The following is a 14,971-nucleotide window of genomic DNA, read 5'->3' on the forward strand; positions in this document are numbered from 1 at the left end:
AAAAGCCGCTGTCCTTGATCGGGATCAGCGGCATTTTTATGGCGTGAGGCGTTAGCTGACACGACTCAACGTGGCCGACGGTTCAAACGCCTCAAGTTCATCTTCCACGGCTTCGATTATTCGCTCGACGTCTGCGGCGTTCATTACGGTCGCACACGGTATGCCGGCGATGGCGATCAGCGTTTCGCCACTGGCGCGGTCAAACAACCGGGCGATCATGCTGCCGGGTGCATCCATGCTCGCTTCAAAACCTATCGGGTGAAAATGCCAGCGCATCAGCTGGCAAGCATTTGGAAACGTGACTTTGCTGTTTGAATCCCTGTTCATGTGTTGCCCACCTTCTTCATCGAGCGCTTCCATTAGCTCATGTTAGGAGGGAAGAGCCCTCACTGGCCCAACCTGTTGAGGCCTTAAAAGTAGCATCGACGGGCTCGCCACTGGAGGCTTTTTTCAGGCCGTTTGGCGATTGACCGTTTTTTATGACGTGAGTCATGTAATGCCAACGGCGTGATCTGGCAGTCGGCGAAACCATCCATACCCCAAAAGGGGAATTGGCGGTGCGTGCCTCGCGGCCTACAGTCGCCCCTTCGCCGGTCGACGCCGACCCCGGCCACATTGAGAGGAAGCACCATGCGCGCACGAGAACTGGGGATCAGCCTGGGATTGGGAACACCAGGGCCATTGAATGCCATTACGGATGTGCCGGGGATTCGGGTCGGCCACAGCACGCTGAATACCGTCATTGACGGCAAGCCTGTGCGCACCGGGGTCACCCTGATTGAACCGCGCCCCGACGCTGCGCGGCTGCAACCGTGTTTTGCCGGTTGCCACGTGCTTAATGGCAATGGCGACGCCACCGGCCTTGAGTGGATTCGCGAAGCCGGTGTGTTGGCCACGCCGGTGGCGATCACCAATACCCACAGCGTCGGGGTGGTCCGTGATGCCTTGGTGGCTCACGAGCGCGACAGCCTGGCCGACCCGGCGGTGTACTGGTGCATGCCGGTGGTGATGGAGACCTACGACGGGGTGCTCAACGATATCTGGGGTCAGCATGTCGGCCCGCAACAGGTGCTTGAGGCCATTCACAATGCCGCGCCAGGTCCGGTGGCCGAAGGGGCGGTTGGAGGCGGCACCGGGATGATCTGCCATGAGTTCAAGGGCGGCATCGGCACCGCGTCACGCCGGTTGCCGGTCGAGCAGGGCGGTTACACGGTGGGCGCACTGGTCCAGGCCAATCACGGCAAGCGTCGCGAACTGCGGGTGGACGGCTATCCGGTAGGGCGCCACTTCACCGCAACAACCTCGCCCTTTGCAGAGCATGGCACGCCGGGAATGGGCTCGATTGTGGTGGTGCTGGCCACCGATGCGCCCTTGTTACCTCATCAATGCCAGCGTCTGGCTCAACGCGCCTCTATCGGCATCGCCCGTACGGGCGGCGGCACTGAGGATTCCAGTGGTGATATTTTCCTGGCATTTGCCACCGGCAATCGGGATTTGCCGCCCGCCGATTATGGCCGCAAGGACTTACCCCTGAGCACTTCGCTGCACATGCTCAACAACGATCACATCTCGCCACTGTTCAGTGCCGCTGCCGAAGCAGTGGAAGAAGCGATCATTAACGCTTTATTGGCGGGTGAGGACATGACCGCTCTGGACGGGCGCCAAGTACCTGCTTTAACAGCCCCATTATTGCTCTCTGCACTCGCGGTTTCAGGCTGGCGCAAAGCCATATAAAACTGCGACGTAGTAATCAAATGCAACTGTACTGTTATTTAATATTTAAATAGAGAATTGTCGGACAACCGGTTTTGAGGATTGCGTTACAAAGATAATTTTGACTGGCGGATCATTGTTTACGGTCGTTTTGCGGAATAGTTCAATTTATCGTTAAAAAAGTAGTGGACGTCTGATTTCAAATTGTGTCAGCTTTCTTTCGCCTTCATTGGGCGAGTGATAGGACGATCTCGCCAGAGATTGTCGCTATCTGACAAAAACTGTTCCATTGCTAAACAAGGAAGTGTGTTTATGTCGAAAGTAAAAGTGAAAGCTATTGAATCGGCCATCGCTGCTCCAAGTTCCGCATGGTCACAAATCAATAGTTTCGGCCATCAGTATGATCGGGGTGGCAATCTCACGGTCAATGGCAAATCCTCCTATGACGTTGATCAGGCAGCTACGCAAATTCTGCGTGAAGGTGCTGCCTGGAAGGATCTCGACGGCAGCGGCAAAATTGAGCTCACCTATACCTTCCTGACCGCAGCGAATGCCGGGTTCAAAGCGCTGAACGTGGGTACGTTCAGCCAGTTCAGCTCGTTGCAAAAGGCTCAGGCGGTTCTCTCCATGCAATCGTGGGCGGACGTGGCCAATGTCACCTTTACCGAGGCGGCAAGGGGCGGCGACGGTCACATGACCTACGGCAACTACAGCAACGGTGACAACGGTGGCGCAGCCTTTGCCTTCCTGCCAGGCACCGAGCCTGGCTACGATGGCCAATCCTGGTACCTGACCGGTAGTGGCTACAACGTCAACAAGACGCCTGGCCTGAACAACTACGGTCGTCAGACCCTGACCCACGAAATCGGCCACACCCTGGGTCTCGGCCACCCTGGCGATTACAACGCTGGCGAGGGTAACCCGACCTATAGCAATGGCGCGGTCTATGCCGAGGACACTCGCGGCTACAGCATCATGAGCTACTGGACTGAAGGCAGTACCAAACTTGACTTCAAAGGTGCTTATTCTTCCGGTCCGCTGATGGACGATATTGCCGCGGTGCAGAAACTCTACGGCGCCAACATGAGCACCCGTGCCGGTGACACCACCTACGGGTTCAACTCCAACGCTGGTCGTGATTTCCTCAGCGCGACGTCCTCGACGGACAAGCTGATGTTCTCGGTGTGGGACGGCGGTGGCAACGACACCCTGGACTTCTCGGGCTACACCCAAAACCAGAAGATCAATCTCAACGCGGCTTCGTTCTCTGACGTTGGCGGCATGATTGGCAACGTTTCCATTGCCAAGGGTGTGACCATCGAGAACGCCACGGGTGGTTCGGGCAACGACTTGCTGATTGGTAACAGTGTGGCCAACGTGCTCAAGGGTGGTGCCGGCAACGACATCATCTACGGCGCCGGTGGCGCGGACAAACTCTGGGGTGGTTCGGGTTCGGACACCTTCGTGTTTGCCGCAAGCTCGGACTCCAAACCGGGTGCCGCTGACCAGATTCTGGACTTCACCAGTGGCCTGGACAAAATCGACCTGAGCGCCATCACCAAAGGCGCAGGCCCTGCACTTCGTGAACGCGTTCACCGGTGCGGCAGGCGACGCGGTGCTGAGCACTGTCTCGGGTGGCAGCAGCCTTGCTATCGACTTCACCGGGCATGGCGTGGCTGACTTCCTGGTCACCACCGTCGGCCAGGCAGCAACCACGGATATCGTGGCGTAAGTGTCAGGTCTCCCGCGGTGCCAACACCGCGGGAACGCCGGACAATGCAAGAGGAGAGTGGCGCACATGCGCCGCTCTTTGCCCTTGCCAGCCACGTGTTCGTGAGCGACGCTGCATAGGCTACAGTCAGGAACGAATTAACCTATGATCCACAACGCCTTTACCTACAGGGCACCGGCTTGGTTCTTCGCCATGCTGATGACGTTTTCTGGAGATGTAACCATGGCAAGCAGCCTGAAATTACCGGATCCATCGGAGCTGGCGGGCCAATGGCAGGCACACCTTGTGTCTGAACCGGCCACCCTCTGCGCGGTGGAACTCGTACAAAACGGCACCCTCGGCGGCCAGCTCGATTGCCTCGCCGGATGGCTGGGTGAAACACCGATCGGCTGGTACCCGGAACCGGACGGTATTTCCCTGACCGATAAGGAAGGCTCAAGAATTATTCATCTGGGTCGACAAAAAGAAGGGTTCTATCAAAGTACCCGCCAAGCAGACCCGCAAATAACTTTGCAACGCGCGCCACACTAAGCAACTCACGCAACACCGAACCGCTATCAGCAATGGTTATATAGGTTCGTTAATTGTTTTAAGCCGCCCGGCCCTGACTCCGAACTTTATTTCGTCATGGAATAAAGTTCTTCGTTTGCCAGCCAGTCGCACTTTTAAAAGAATGCCCTGCTCAATGGGTGGGCAGGTTATTGGCGTCGCGCCGTCGTGCGCGAGCTATCAGCTCAGGGAAGATCAATGAGAATGGCGAAGACCACTCCCACTGCACCGCTATTGAAGGCGCTGGGCGACTACAAAGGCATCCTGATCAGCGTTGGCTGTTTCACCGCGTTGATTAACGTATTGATGCTGGTGCCCTCGATTTACATGCTCCAGGTTTATGACCGCGTGCTCTCTTCGCAGAACGAAACCACCCTGGCGATGCTGTCGCTGATGGTGGTCGGGTTCTTCGCGTTCATCGGCCTGCTGGAAATCGTGCGCAGCTTCATCGTGATCCGCATCGGCAGCCAGTTGGAGCGTCGCTTCAACCTGCGGGTCTATCAGGCCGCGTTCGAACGCAACCTGTTCAAGGGCGAGGGCAACGCCGGGCAGTCGCTGGGGGACCTGACGCACATCCGTCAATTCGTCACCGGGCCTGCGCTGTTCGCGTTCTTCGATGCGCCGTGGTTTCCGGTCTACCTGTTCGTGATCTACCTGTTCAACGTCTGGCTGGGGGTGTTCGCCACCGTCGGCGCGGTGATGTTGATCGGTCTGGCGTTCCTCAACGAAGCCATGACCAAGAAGCCGCTGGGTGAAGCGGGTGGCTACTCGCAAAAGTCCACCCAATTGGCGACCAGCCACCTGCACAACGCCGAAACCATCCAGGCGATGGGCATGCTCGGCGCGTTGCGCAAACGCTGGTTCCAGGTGCATTCGCGTTTTCTCGGGTTGCAGAACCAGGCCAGCGACACCGGTGCGGTCATCAGTTCCCTGAGTAAAACCCTGCGCCTGTGCCTGCAATCTCTGGTGCTGGGCCTCGGTGCGTTGCTGGTGATCAAGGGCGACATGACCGCCGGGATGATGATCGCCGGGTCCATTCTGATGGGCCGGGTCCTGAGCCCGATCGATCAGTTGATCGCGGTGTGGAAACAGTGGAGCGGCGCAAAACTGGCCTATCGGCGCCTGGACGCATTGCTGCAAGAGTTTCCGCCGAGCGACACGGCCATGGCACTGCCCGCGCCCAAGGGCCAGGTCAGTTTCGAAACGGTCAGCGCCGGCCCGCCGGGTCAGCGCAGCGCAACCTTGCACATGGTCAGTTTCAACCTCGGGGCCGGCGAAGTGCTGGGCGTCCTCGGTGCCTCCGGTTCGGGTAAATCGACCTTGGCGCGGGTGCTGGTAGGCGTCTGGCCGACCCTGGCCGGTACGGTGCGGCTCGACGGTGCGGACATCCATCGCTGGAACCGCGATGACCTCGGTCCTTACATCGGCTACCTGCCACAGGACATCGAACTGTTCAGCGGCACCGTGGCGGAAAACATTGCGCGGTTTCGCGATGCCGATCCGCAGAAAGTCGTCGAAGCCGCTCAACAGGCCGGTGTCCACGACATGATTCTGCGGTTACCCCATGGCTACGACACCTTGCTCGGCGAGGACGGCGGCGGGTTGTCCGGTGGTCAGAAGCAGCGCGTGGCCTTGGCCCGTGCGCTGTATGGCGGCCCGAGCCTGGTGGTGCTCGACGAACCGAACTCGAACCTGGACACGGTCGGTGAGGCTGCATTGGCCAGCGCCATCGTGCAGATGAAGGCCCAGGGCACCAGCGTGATTCTGGTGACTCACCGTTCTTCTGCATTGGCCCAGGCCGACAAGTTGCTGGTGCTCAACGAAGGGCGCCTGCAAGCCTTCGGCCCGAGCCAGGAAGTGCTCAAGGCGCTGTCTGGCGCCCAGGAACAGCAACGCGAAAAGGCCTCCGCACAGGCACCGGCCGGGCTCAGCATGAGCCGTCAGTATCAGGCCCCGACAAGGAATTCTGGTGTATGAGCAACAACAGCGAGACAACCCTCGACGACTACGCGCCGGAGCGCGCCGAGCGCGATCCAAGGTTTTTCACCCGCCTGGGCTGGATTCTGACCATTGTCGGCGCCGGTAGCTTCTTCTTGTGGGCGAGCCTCGCTCCCCTCGATCAGGGCATCCCGGTGCAAGGCACCGTGGTGGTTTCAGGCAAGCGCAAAGCGGTCCAATCGATGAGCGGCGGTGTGGTCAGCCGGATTCTGGTTCGTGAAGGGCAAGCGGTGGTGCAGGGTCAGCCCCTGTTCCGCCTCGACCAGACCCAGGTCTCGGCCGACGTGCAATCGCTGCAAGCCCAGTACCGCATGGCCTGGGCCAGCCTGGCACGCTGGCAGAGCGAGCGCGACAACCTCAAGCAAGTGAATTTTCCGGCTGAACTGAGCCGCGACCCGGACCCACGTCTGGCGTTGGTGCTTGAAGGTCAGCGGCAATTGTTCAGCAGCCGGCGTGAAGCGTTCTCCCGCGAGCAGGCCGGTTTGCGCGCCAACATCGAAGGCTCCAGCGCCCAGTTGGCCGGGATGCGCCGCGCGCGCACCGACCTGACCGCCCAGGGCGAATCCCTGCGCCAGCAACTGACCAACCTGCAACCCCTGGCCGACAACGGCTACATCCCGCGCAACCGGTTGATGGACTACCAGCGTCAACTGTCGCAGGTGCAACAGCAACTGGCGCAGAACACCGGGGAAAGCGGTCGGGTGGAGCAGGGCATCCTGGAGTCGAAACTCAAGCTGCAACAGCACAGCGAGGAATACCAGAAGGAAGTCCGCAGCCAATTGGCGGACGCCCAGCTCAAAAGCCTGACCCTGGAACAGCAACTGACCTCGGCCGGTTTCGACCTGCAACACAGCGAGATCATTGCCCCGGCCGACGGCATCGCCGTCAATCTGGGTGTACACACCGAGGGCGCGGTGGTCCGTCCGGGCGAAACCCTGCTGGAAATCGTCCCTCAGGGCACACGCCTGGAAGTCGAGGGGCACCTGCCGGTGAACCTGGTCGACAAGGTCGGCAGCCATTTGCCGGTGGACATCCTCTTCACCGCGTTCAACCAAAGCAAGACGCCACGGGTACCGGGCGAAGTCAGCCTGATTTCCGCCGACCAGATGATCGACGAAAAAACCGGTGCGCCTTACTACGTCCTGCGCAGCAGCGTCAGCGACGTGGCCATGGAGAAACTCAACGGGCTGGTGATCAAGCCGGGTATGCCGGCGGAAATGTTCGTGCGTACCGGTGAGCGTTCGCTCCTCAACTATTTGTTCAAACCTCTGCTCGACCGGGCAGGCTCCGCATTGACTGAGGAATAGGGATGTCCCGTCGTATGAGCAAGCTTTCCATTCTCGGGGCCGCTGTTGCACTACTGGCCTGTTCCACCGTTCACGCCATGGGGCCGTTTCAAGTCTACGAACAAGCACTGCGCAATGACCCGGTGTTTCTGGGCGCCATCAAGGAGCGCGATGCGGGCCTTGAAAACCGCGCCATCGGCCGCGCCGGGCTGTTGCCACGGCTCGGTTACAACTACAACAAGGGCCACAACACCTCCAAGGTCACGAACCTGGACGAGAAGCGCCGCAGACGTCATGAGGACCGTAACTACGACAGCTACGGTTCGACGTTCACCCTGCAACAACCCTTGTTTGACTACGAGGCCTACGCCTCGTACCGCAAGGGCGTGGCGCAGGCGTTGTTCGCCGATGAGAACTTTCGTGGCAAAAGCCAGGAGTTGTTGGTCCGGGTGCTGACCTATTACACCCAGGCGTTGTTCGCCCAGGATCAGATCGACATCGCCCAGGCCAAGAAGAAAGCCTTCGAGCAGCAGTTCCAGCAAAACGAACACATGTTCCGCCAGGGCGAGGGGACCCGTACCGACATTCTGGAAGCCGAATCGCGCTACGAACTGGCGACCGCCGAAGAAATCGAGGCGCGCGACGAACAGGACGCCTCCTTGCGTGAACTGGGCGCGCTGATTGGCGTGCCGACGATCGACATTGCCGACCTCGACCCGCTGGGCGATTCCTTCCAGTCGTTCACCTTGCAACCGGCCAACTTCGATACCTGGCATGAGCTGGCGCTCACCAACAACCCGAACCTGGCGTCGCAACGCCAGGCATTGGAAGTGGCGCGCTACGAAGTCGAGCGCAACCGTTCCGGGCACCTGCCCAAGGTCAATGCCTACGCCACGTTGCGGCAGAACGAATCGGAAAGCGGCAACACCTACAACCAGCGGTATGACACCAACACCATCGGCATCGAAGTCAGTGTGCCGTTGTATGCCGGTGGCGGGGTGTCGGCGTCGACTCGCCAGGCTGCCCGCTCGATGGAGCAGGCCGAATATGAACTGGACTCCAAAACCCGTGAAACCCTGATCGAGCTGCGTCGCCAGTTCAGTGCCTGCCTGTCGGGGGTCAGCAAGTTGCGGGCCTACCAGAAAGCGCTGACCTCGGCCGAGGCGCTGGTGGTGTCGACCAAGCAAAGCATCCTCGGCGGCGAGCGGGTCAACCTCGATGCGCTCAACGCCGAGCAACAGCTGTACACCACGCGCCGCGACCTGGCCCAGGCCCGCTACGACTATTTGATGGCCTGGACCAAGTTGCATTACTACGCCGGGACCCTGCGCGAAGACGACCTGGCCAAGGTCGATGAAGCCTTCGGCCCGCGCAGTGTGAATCGATAACTGCGTCACCCGCTGCACCGCCCCCGGACGGGGGACTACAAGTCTAATAACGCCAGAAAAGCGAGATGTCATGAACACGGATATAAGCAGTAACTTGTTCAAACCCATGGCCAGTGGTTCGTTGGTGATGCTGCTGGCAGCACTGCCAGCCGCCGTCCATGCGGCTTACCTTGAGCCCGGAACAGTGGGCGACCCGGCCAGTTGGCGCACCGCCGAATACCAGAAGGACTGGGGCCTGGACCGCATGCAGGCGAACCAGGCCTATGCGGCCGGCATCACCGGCAAAGGGGTGAAGATCGGCGCGGTGGATTCGGGTTTTGATCCCAGTCACCCCGAAGCCTCGAAAGACCGCTTTCACGCGGCCACGGCCATCGGCAGCTACGTGGATGGCACGCCGTTCAGCGTCAGCGGCAACCTCAACGCCAGGAATGACAACCACGGCACCCACGTCACCGGCACCATGGGCGCGGCCCGTGACGGCACCGGCATGCATGGCGTGGCGTACAACGCGCAGGTCTACGTCGGCAACACCAACCAGAACGACAGTTTTCTGTTTGGTCCAACCCCCGATCCGCGATACCTCAAAGCGGTGTATGGCGCCCTGGCCGATGCGGGCGTGCGGGCGATCAACAACAGCTGGGGCAGCCAGCCCAAGGATGTCAGTTACCAGACCCTCGGCGGACTGCACGCGGCCTACGCCCAGCACTGGAACCAGGGCACCTGGATCGATGCGGCGGCCGATGTCTCACGCAAGGGCGTGATCAACGTGTTCAGCGCCGGCAATAGCGGTTATGCCAACGCCAGCGTGCGCTCGGCCCTGCCGTATTTCCAACCGGACCTGGAAGGGCATTGGCTGGCCGTGTCGGGGCTGGATAAAAACAACCAGCAAAAATACAACCAGTGCGGGATCGCCAAATACTGGTGCATCAGCACGCCCGGCGCACAAATCACCAGCACCATCGCGGGGGGCGGCTACGCCACCTACAACGGCACTTCGATGGCCGCTCCCCATGCAACCGGCGCGCTGGCGCTGGTGATGGAGCGTTACCCTTACATGAACAATCAGCAGGCCTTGCAGGTACTGCTGACCACCGCCACCCAGCTCGACGGCTCGATCACCGACTCACCGACCAGCCGGGTCGGTTGGGGTGTTCCTGACCTGAATCGTGCGATGAAAGGGCCGGGGCAACTGCTCGGCTCATTCGATGCCAACCTGGCAGCGGGGCAGCGCGATGTGTGGAGCAACGGAATTTCGGACAAGGCGCTGATGCAACGCCGGACCGAAGACGCCACCGAACGCGCCGCCTGGCAACAAACCCTCAAGGACAAGGGCTGGGAGCAGGGCGTCGCCGCCGGTGCCAGCCAACAGGACAAGACGGATTACGCGGTGGGCATGGCCCGCGATGCGGCCGCTGCGAGCCGGGTGTATGAAGGCAGCCTGATCAAGTCCGGTGCCGGGCATCTGGTGTTGGCGGGCGATAACACCTATCGCGGCGCAACCACGGTCAACAGCGGCCTGCTGACGGTCAACGGCACCGTGGCGTCGGCGGTCACGGTCAATACCAGCGGCACCCTCGGGGGTTCCGGGCGGGTGGGGGCGCTGACCGCCAACAGCGGCGGCACCGTGGCGCCGGGCAATTCCATCGGCACGTTGCAGGTCAACGGCGATGTGAACCTGGCGGCGGGTTCGACCTATGCCGTGGAGCTCTCCGACACCAGCAGCGACCGTATCGTCGCCACCGGCAAGGCGATCCTCGGCGGCACCGTCAGCCTCGCACTGGAAAACAGCCCAACATTGCTGAGCACACGTCAGGTCCAGAGCCTGCTCGGTCATCAGTACAACATTCTGCAAGCGGCGGGCGGCATTCAGGGCCAGTTCGGCGAAGTCTTGCCCAACTACCTGTTCATCGGCGGCAGCCTCGACTACTCGGCGACCGGCGTGCAACTGGCGGTCGAACGCAACGGCAACTCGTTTGCCAGCGTCGGGCAAACCCCGAACCAGCGCTCCGTGGCGGCGGCAGCCGAGCAATTGGGCGCGGGGAACGCCGTCTACGAAAGTGTCCTGCTGTCGCCAACGGCGGCGTCGGCTCAGCAGGCCTTCCAGCAACTGTCCGGGGAAGTCTACCCGGCACTGGCGACCGCGCTGATCAACGACAGTCGCTACCTGCGCGATGCCGTGGGCGAGCGTCTGGGGCATGACGCGTTCACGGCCTCAGAGTCTCGCGGCAACGGTTGGGTCAAGGCACTCGGGGCCTGGGGCAAGACCGATGAAACACACGACACGGCGGGTTACACCACGTCGATTGGCGGCTTGCTGGCCGGGGTCGATGGCAGCGTCGACGAAGACACCCGTCTGGGGCTGGTCGCGGGCTACAGCGACACCTCGCTGAACATGGGCAGCGACACCCACTCACGTGCCGAAATCGACAGCTATCACTTGGGCGCCTACGCCGGTCGCGAACTCGGGGCGCTGCGTTTGAGCCTTGGCGGCGCCTACAGCTGGCACCGCGCTGACGTTAAACGCGACCTGCATTACGGCGCTGTCAGCGCCAAGCAGAAAGCCAAAGTCGACGCCCAGAGCGCGCAATTGTTCACCGAAGCCGCGTGGCGCATGGACCTGCCAGCCGTTGCGCTGGAGCCGTTCGCCAACCTGGCCTATGTGCACCTGAACACCGACGGGTTTACCGAGAAGGGGGACGCCGCAGCCCTGAAAAACGGCGGCGACAACCGCGATGCCGTGCTCAGTACCTTGGGCTTGCGGGCGATGAAAACCGTCAACCTGTCCGCCGCGCAGCAACTGGACCTGTCCGGGACGCTGGGCTGGCAACACAACTGGAGCGCGACCCAGTCGGAAGATCGCCTGGCCTTTGCAACGGGCGGTCCGGGCTTCGCGGTTGAAAGTGCGCCGTTGGTGCGCAATGCCGCGCTGGTCGGCGTTCGGGCGGGGGTGGCGCTGGCCAAGGATGTGCGCTTGAACCTCGACTACAACGGCCAATTGGCCAGCCGGGAAAAAAGCCATGGCGTGGGGTTGAGCCTGAACTGGCAGTTCTAAAACACCCAGGACCACTGCGCAGTGGCTGACACGGGAAACCGTTGTCGGGAGGGCAACTGCGCAGGCGCAAGAATCGCAACACAACAACAAAACGCGTGCGTGTCAGCACGCGGTGATTCAAGCACGTCAACTAAGGAAGGTAGCTGGATGGAAGGCAAGTCTCGCAACAACAATAATACGCCTGCACACATTGGAATCAGCCGTAAGGCCATGGCCCTGAATGGGGCCTTTATCGCGTACCTGGCGGCCATCGGTGTCGCTCAGGCTGCGCCTTACGTGGAAAACGGCACGCTCGGTAATCCCGACAGCTGGCGCAGCACCGAATTCAAAGCCGACTGGGGCCTGGGCGCGATCAATGCGCAGGATGCGTATGCCGCCGGGTACTCGGGCAAAGGCATCAAACTGGGGATCTTCGACCAACCGGTCTACGCCAAGCACCCGGAGTTCAGCGGCAAGGACAAAGTGGTCAGCCTGGTCACCAGCGGCATTCGTGAATACACCGACGGCTACATTCACGTCAAAGCCGGGGATGCCTTCCGGTATGACGGCACGCCCACGTTAGGCTACAACGGCCGGCTGGGTTACCACGGCACCCACGTTGGCGGGATCGCTGCCGGCAGCCGCGACGGCCACGAGATGCATGGCGTGGCCTACGCCTCGCAGATCATCAGCGCCGACAACGGCGACCCGGGCCCTGAAGACGGGATTGTTCTGGGCAACGACGGCGCGGTCTACCGGGCGGGTTGGGACTCGCTGGTCAATAGCGGCGCGCGGATCATCAACAACAGCTGGGGCATCGGTATCACCGACCGCTTCAACAAGGGCGGCAAGGACCCGGCGTTCCCGCACTTCACTGTCAACGACGCCCAATTGCAGTTCAACCAGATCCAGCCCCTGCTCAACTCCAAACAGGGCGGTGCCTACAGCGGTGCCATTGACGCGGCACGCGGTGGCGTCGTGACCATCTTCGCCGCAGGCAACGACTACAACCTCAACAACCCGGATGCGATTGCCGGCCTCGGTTACTTCGTACCGGACATCGCAGGGAACTGGCTGACCGTCGCAGCCTTGCAACAGAACCCGGATACCAGCAGCGCTGAGCGCTACATCGCCAGTACTTTCTCGTCACGCTGTGGCTACACCGCGGGTTCCTGTGTCTCCGCCCCCGGCACGCGTATTTACAGTGCCGTGCTCGACGGCACGACCCTCGAAAACATGACGCTCGGCTACGCCAACAAAAACGGCACCTCGATGGCTGCGCCCCATGTGGCGGGCGCCACGGCCGTGCTGATGGAGCGGTTCCCGTACATGACCGGCGCCCAGGTCGCCAGCGTGCTGAAAACCACCGCCACCGACATCGGCGCAGCGGGCATCGACTCACTGTATGGCTGGGGCATGATCAACCTGCGCAAGGGCATCGACGGCCCGGCGATGTTCGTGGCCGATGCCGATATCCCGCAAGAGTTCCGGGTTAACGGTGCGTATGGCTCGGGGCAGTTCGTCGCGGACTTGCCGGGCATCGGCGCGATCATCGATGCCGGCAAACCCACGCAACGGGTGTGCAACGATCAGGGCTGCGGTCTCGACGTTTGGCGTAACGACATCAGTGGTCACGGCGGCTTGACCAAAAAAGGTATCGGCACCCTGGTGATGACCGGCGCCAATACCTATGCAGGTCCGACGCTGGTCAATCAGGGTCGCTTGGCGATCAATGGTTCGCTGGCATCGGCGGTGACGGTCAATGATTCCGGGATACTCGGTGGTTCCGGCCGTATCGCGGGGTTGACCGCGAAAAGCGGCGGCACCGTGGCGCCGGGTAACTCCATCGGCACCTTGAACGTGGCCGGTGACGTGACCTTCGAGCCAGGCTCCACCTACGCCGTCGAACTGTCGCCCACCAGCAGTGACAGCATCGTTGCCAGCGGCAAAGCCGTCATCCAGGGCGCGACCGTGTCGCTGTCGCTGGAAAACAGCCCGACGCTGCTGACCACCGGCCAGGTCCAGAGCCTGCTCGGCCATCAGTTCAACATCCTGCAAGCTGCGGGTGGCATTCAGGGCCAGTTCGGCGCGGTGTTGCCAAGCTATGCGTTCATCGGCGGTAACCTGGACTACACGGCGACCGGCGTGCAATTGGCGGTCGAGCGTAACGGCAACTCGTTTGCCAGCGTCGGGCAAACCCCGAATCAGCGCTCCGTGGCCGCTGCCACCGAACGGTTGGGCGCGGGCAATGCACTGTATGAAACAGTCCTGCTGTCGCCAACGGCCGCCTCGGCCCAGCAAGCGTTCCAGCAACTGAGCGGGGAAATCCATCCTGCCATCGGCACCTTGCTGATCAACGATTCGCGCTACCTGCGCGATGCCGTGGGTGATCGCCTGCGCGATAGCAACCTCTACAACGCCGCGACGCCCGACAGCCAGCAGAACAATGTCTGGGTCAAGGCGCTGGGCGCGTGGGGCAAGGCTGACGGCGGTCACGACAATGCCGATTACACCAGCTCCATCGGCGGTTTGTTGGCCGGGGTGGACGGTTTGATTGCGGAAAATACCCGTTTGGGCTTCGTCACTGGCTACAGCGACAGTTCGTTGAACATGGGCAGCGGCACTCACTCTTCGGCCTCGGTCGACAGCTACCACCTGGGCGTGTACGCCGGGCATGAGATCGACGCGCTGCGCCTGAGCGTCGGTGGTTCCCACAGTTGGCACCGCATCGATACGAAACGTGACCTGCAATTGGGCGATGTCAGTGCCAAGCAGAAATCCAAGCGTGATGCGCAAACCACTCAGGTCTTCACCGAGGCGGCCTATCGCCTGGACCTGCAACCGCTGGCACTGGAACCGTTCGCCAACCTGGCCTACGTGCACCTGGACAGCGATGGCTTCACCGAGAAGGGCGGCGCGGCGGCACTCAAGGGTGGCGACGACAACCGCGATGCGGTGCTTTCAACCCTGGGCCTGCGCGCAAGCAAACGCCTGGCGCTCAACAGCCAACAGCAACTGGACGTGTCCGGGACCTTGGGCTGGCAGCACAACCTGAGCAACACCCGATCCGAGGAAAACCTGGCCTTTGCGTCCGGCGGTTCGCCGTTCAGCGTGCAAAGCGTTTCGATGGACCGTAACGCGGCCGTCGTCGGCGTTCGCGCAGGCCTGGCACTGGGACGCGATACCACGCTGAACCTGGACTACAACGGACTGCTGGGCTCCAAAGACAAGACCCACGGCGTCGGGCTAACCCTCGACTGGCAGTTCTGATGGC

Annotated in this window: 8 protein-coding genes and 1 pseudogene; 8 read left to right on the forward strand and 1 reads right to left on the reverse strand. The window is 61.4% G+C overall.

From position 1 onward, the window contains the following. Nucleotides 1–51 precede the first annotated feature (51 nt). Complete coding sequence (locus AABM54_RS13085; protein ID WP_347906058.1) at nt 52–327, reverse strand: DUF1652 domain-containing protein; 276 nt, start codon at nt 325–327, stop codon at nt 52–54. 303 nt (nt 328–630) lie between these two features. Here AABM54_RS13085 and AABM54_RS13090 point away from each other — a divergent pair, with 303 nt between their 5' ends. The 8 genes and pseudogenes from AABM54_RS13090 (at nt 631) to AABM54_RS13125 (ending at nt 14,967) form a co-directional block, all read left to right on the forward strand. Then, nucleotides 631–1,734, forward strand: coding sequence for a P1 family peptidase (locus AABM54_RS13090; protein ID WP_347906059.1), 1,104 nt, complete (start codon nt 631–633; stop codon nt 1,732–1,734). A 291-nt stretch (nt 1,735–2,025) separates the two neighbouring features. Next, nucleotides 2,026–3,445, forward strand: a pseudogene (locus AABM54_RS13095) (serralysin family metalloprotease). A 144-nt stretch (nt 3,446–3,589) separates the two neighbouring features. Continuing rightward, a complete protein-coding gene (locus tag AABM54_RS13100) occupies nt 3,590–3,976 on the forward strand; it encodes an AprI/Inh family metalloprotease inhibitor (RefSeq protein ID WP_347906060.1) in 387 nt (128 codons plus the stop codon). Between the two features lie 216 nt (nt 3,977–4,192). Continuing rightward, nucleotides 4,193–5,971, forward strand: coding sequence for a type I secretion system permease/ATPase (locus tag AABM54_RS13105; RefSeq protein ID WP_347906061.1), 1,779 nt, complete (start codon nt 4,193–4,195; stop codon nt 5,969–5,971). Beyond that, complete coding sequence (locus AABM54_RS13110) at nt 5,968–7,299, forward strand: HlyD family type I secretion periplasmic adaptor subunit (RefSeq protein ID WP_347906062.1); 1,332 nt, start codon at nt 5,968–5,970, stop codon at nt 7,297–7,299. Before AABM54_RS13105 ends, AABM54_RS13110 begins: the two co-directional genes overlap by 4 nt. Before the next feature lie 2 nt (nt 7,300–7,301). Then, nucleotides 7,302–8,666 (forward strand): TolC family outer membrane protein, encoded by a 1,365-nt coding sequence (locus AABM54_RS13115; RefSeq protein WP_347906063.1) that lies wholly within the window; start codon nt 7,302–7,304, stop codon nt 8,664–8,666. Nucleotides 8,667–8,736: 70 nt separating this feature from the next. Next, nucleotides 8,737–11,718, forward strand: a complete 2,982-nt coding sequence (locus AABM54_RS13120; RefSeq protein WP_347906064.1) for an autotransporter domain-containing protein — start codon at nt 8,737–8,739, stop codon at nt 11,716–11,718. Between the two features lie 210 nt (nt 11,719–11,928). After that, nucleotides 11,929–14,967 (forward strand): autotransporter domain-containing protein, encoded by a 3,039-nt coding sequence (locus AABM54_RS13125; protein WP_347906186.1) that lies wholly within the window; start codon nt 11,929–11,931, stop codon nt 14,965–14,967. Nucleotides 14,968–14,971 lie beyond the last annotated feature (4 nt).

The sequence above is a fragment of the Pseudomonas purpurea genome, from assembly GCF_039908635.1.
Lineage (GTDB): Bacteria > Pseudomonadota > Gammaproteobacteria > Pseudomonadales > Pseudomonadaceae > Aquipseudomonas > Aquipseudomonas purpurea.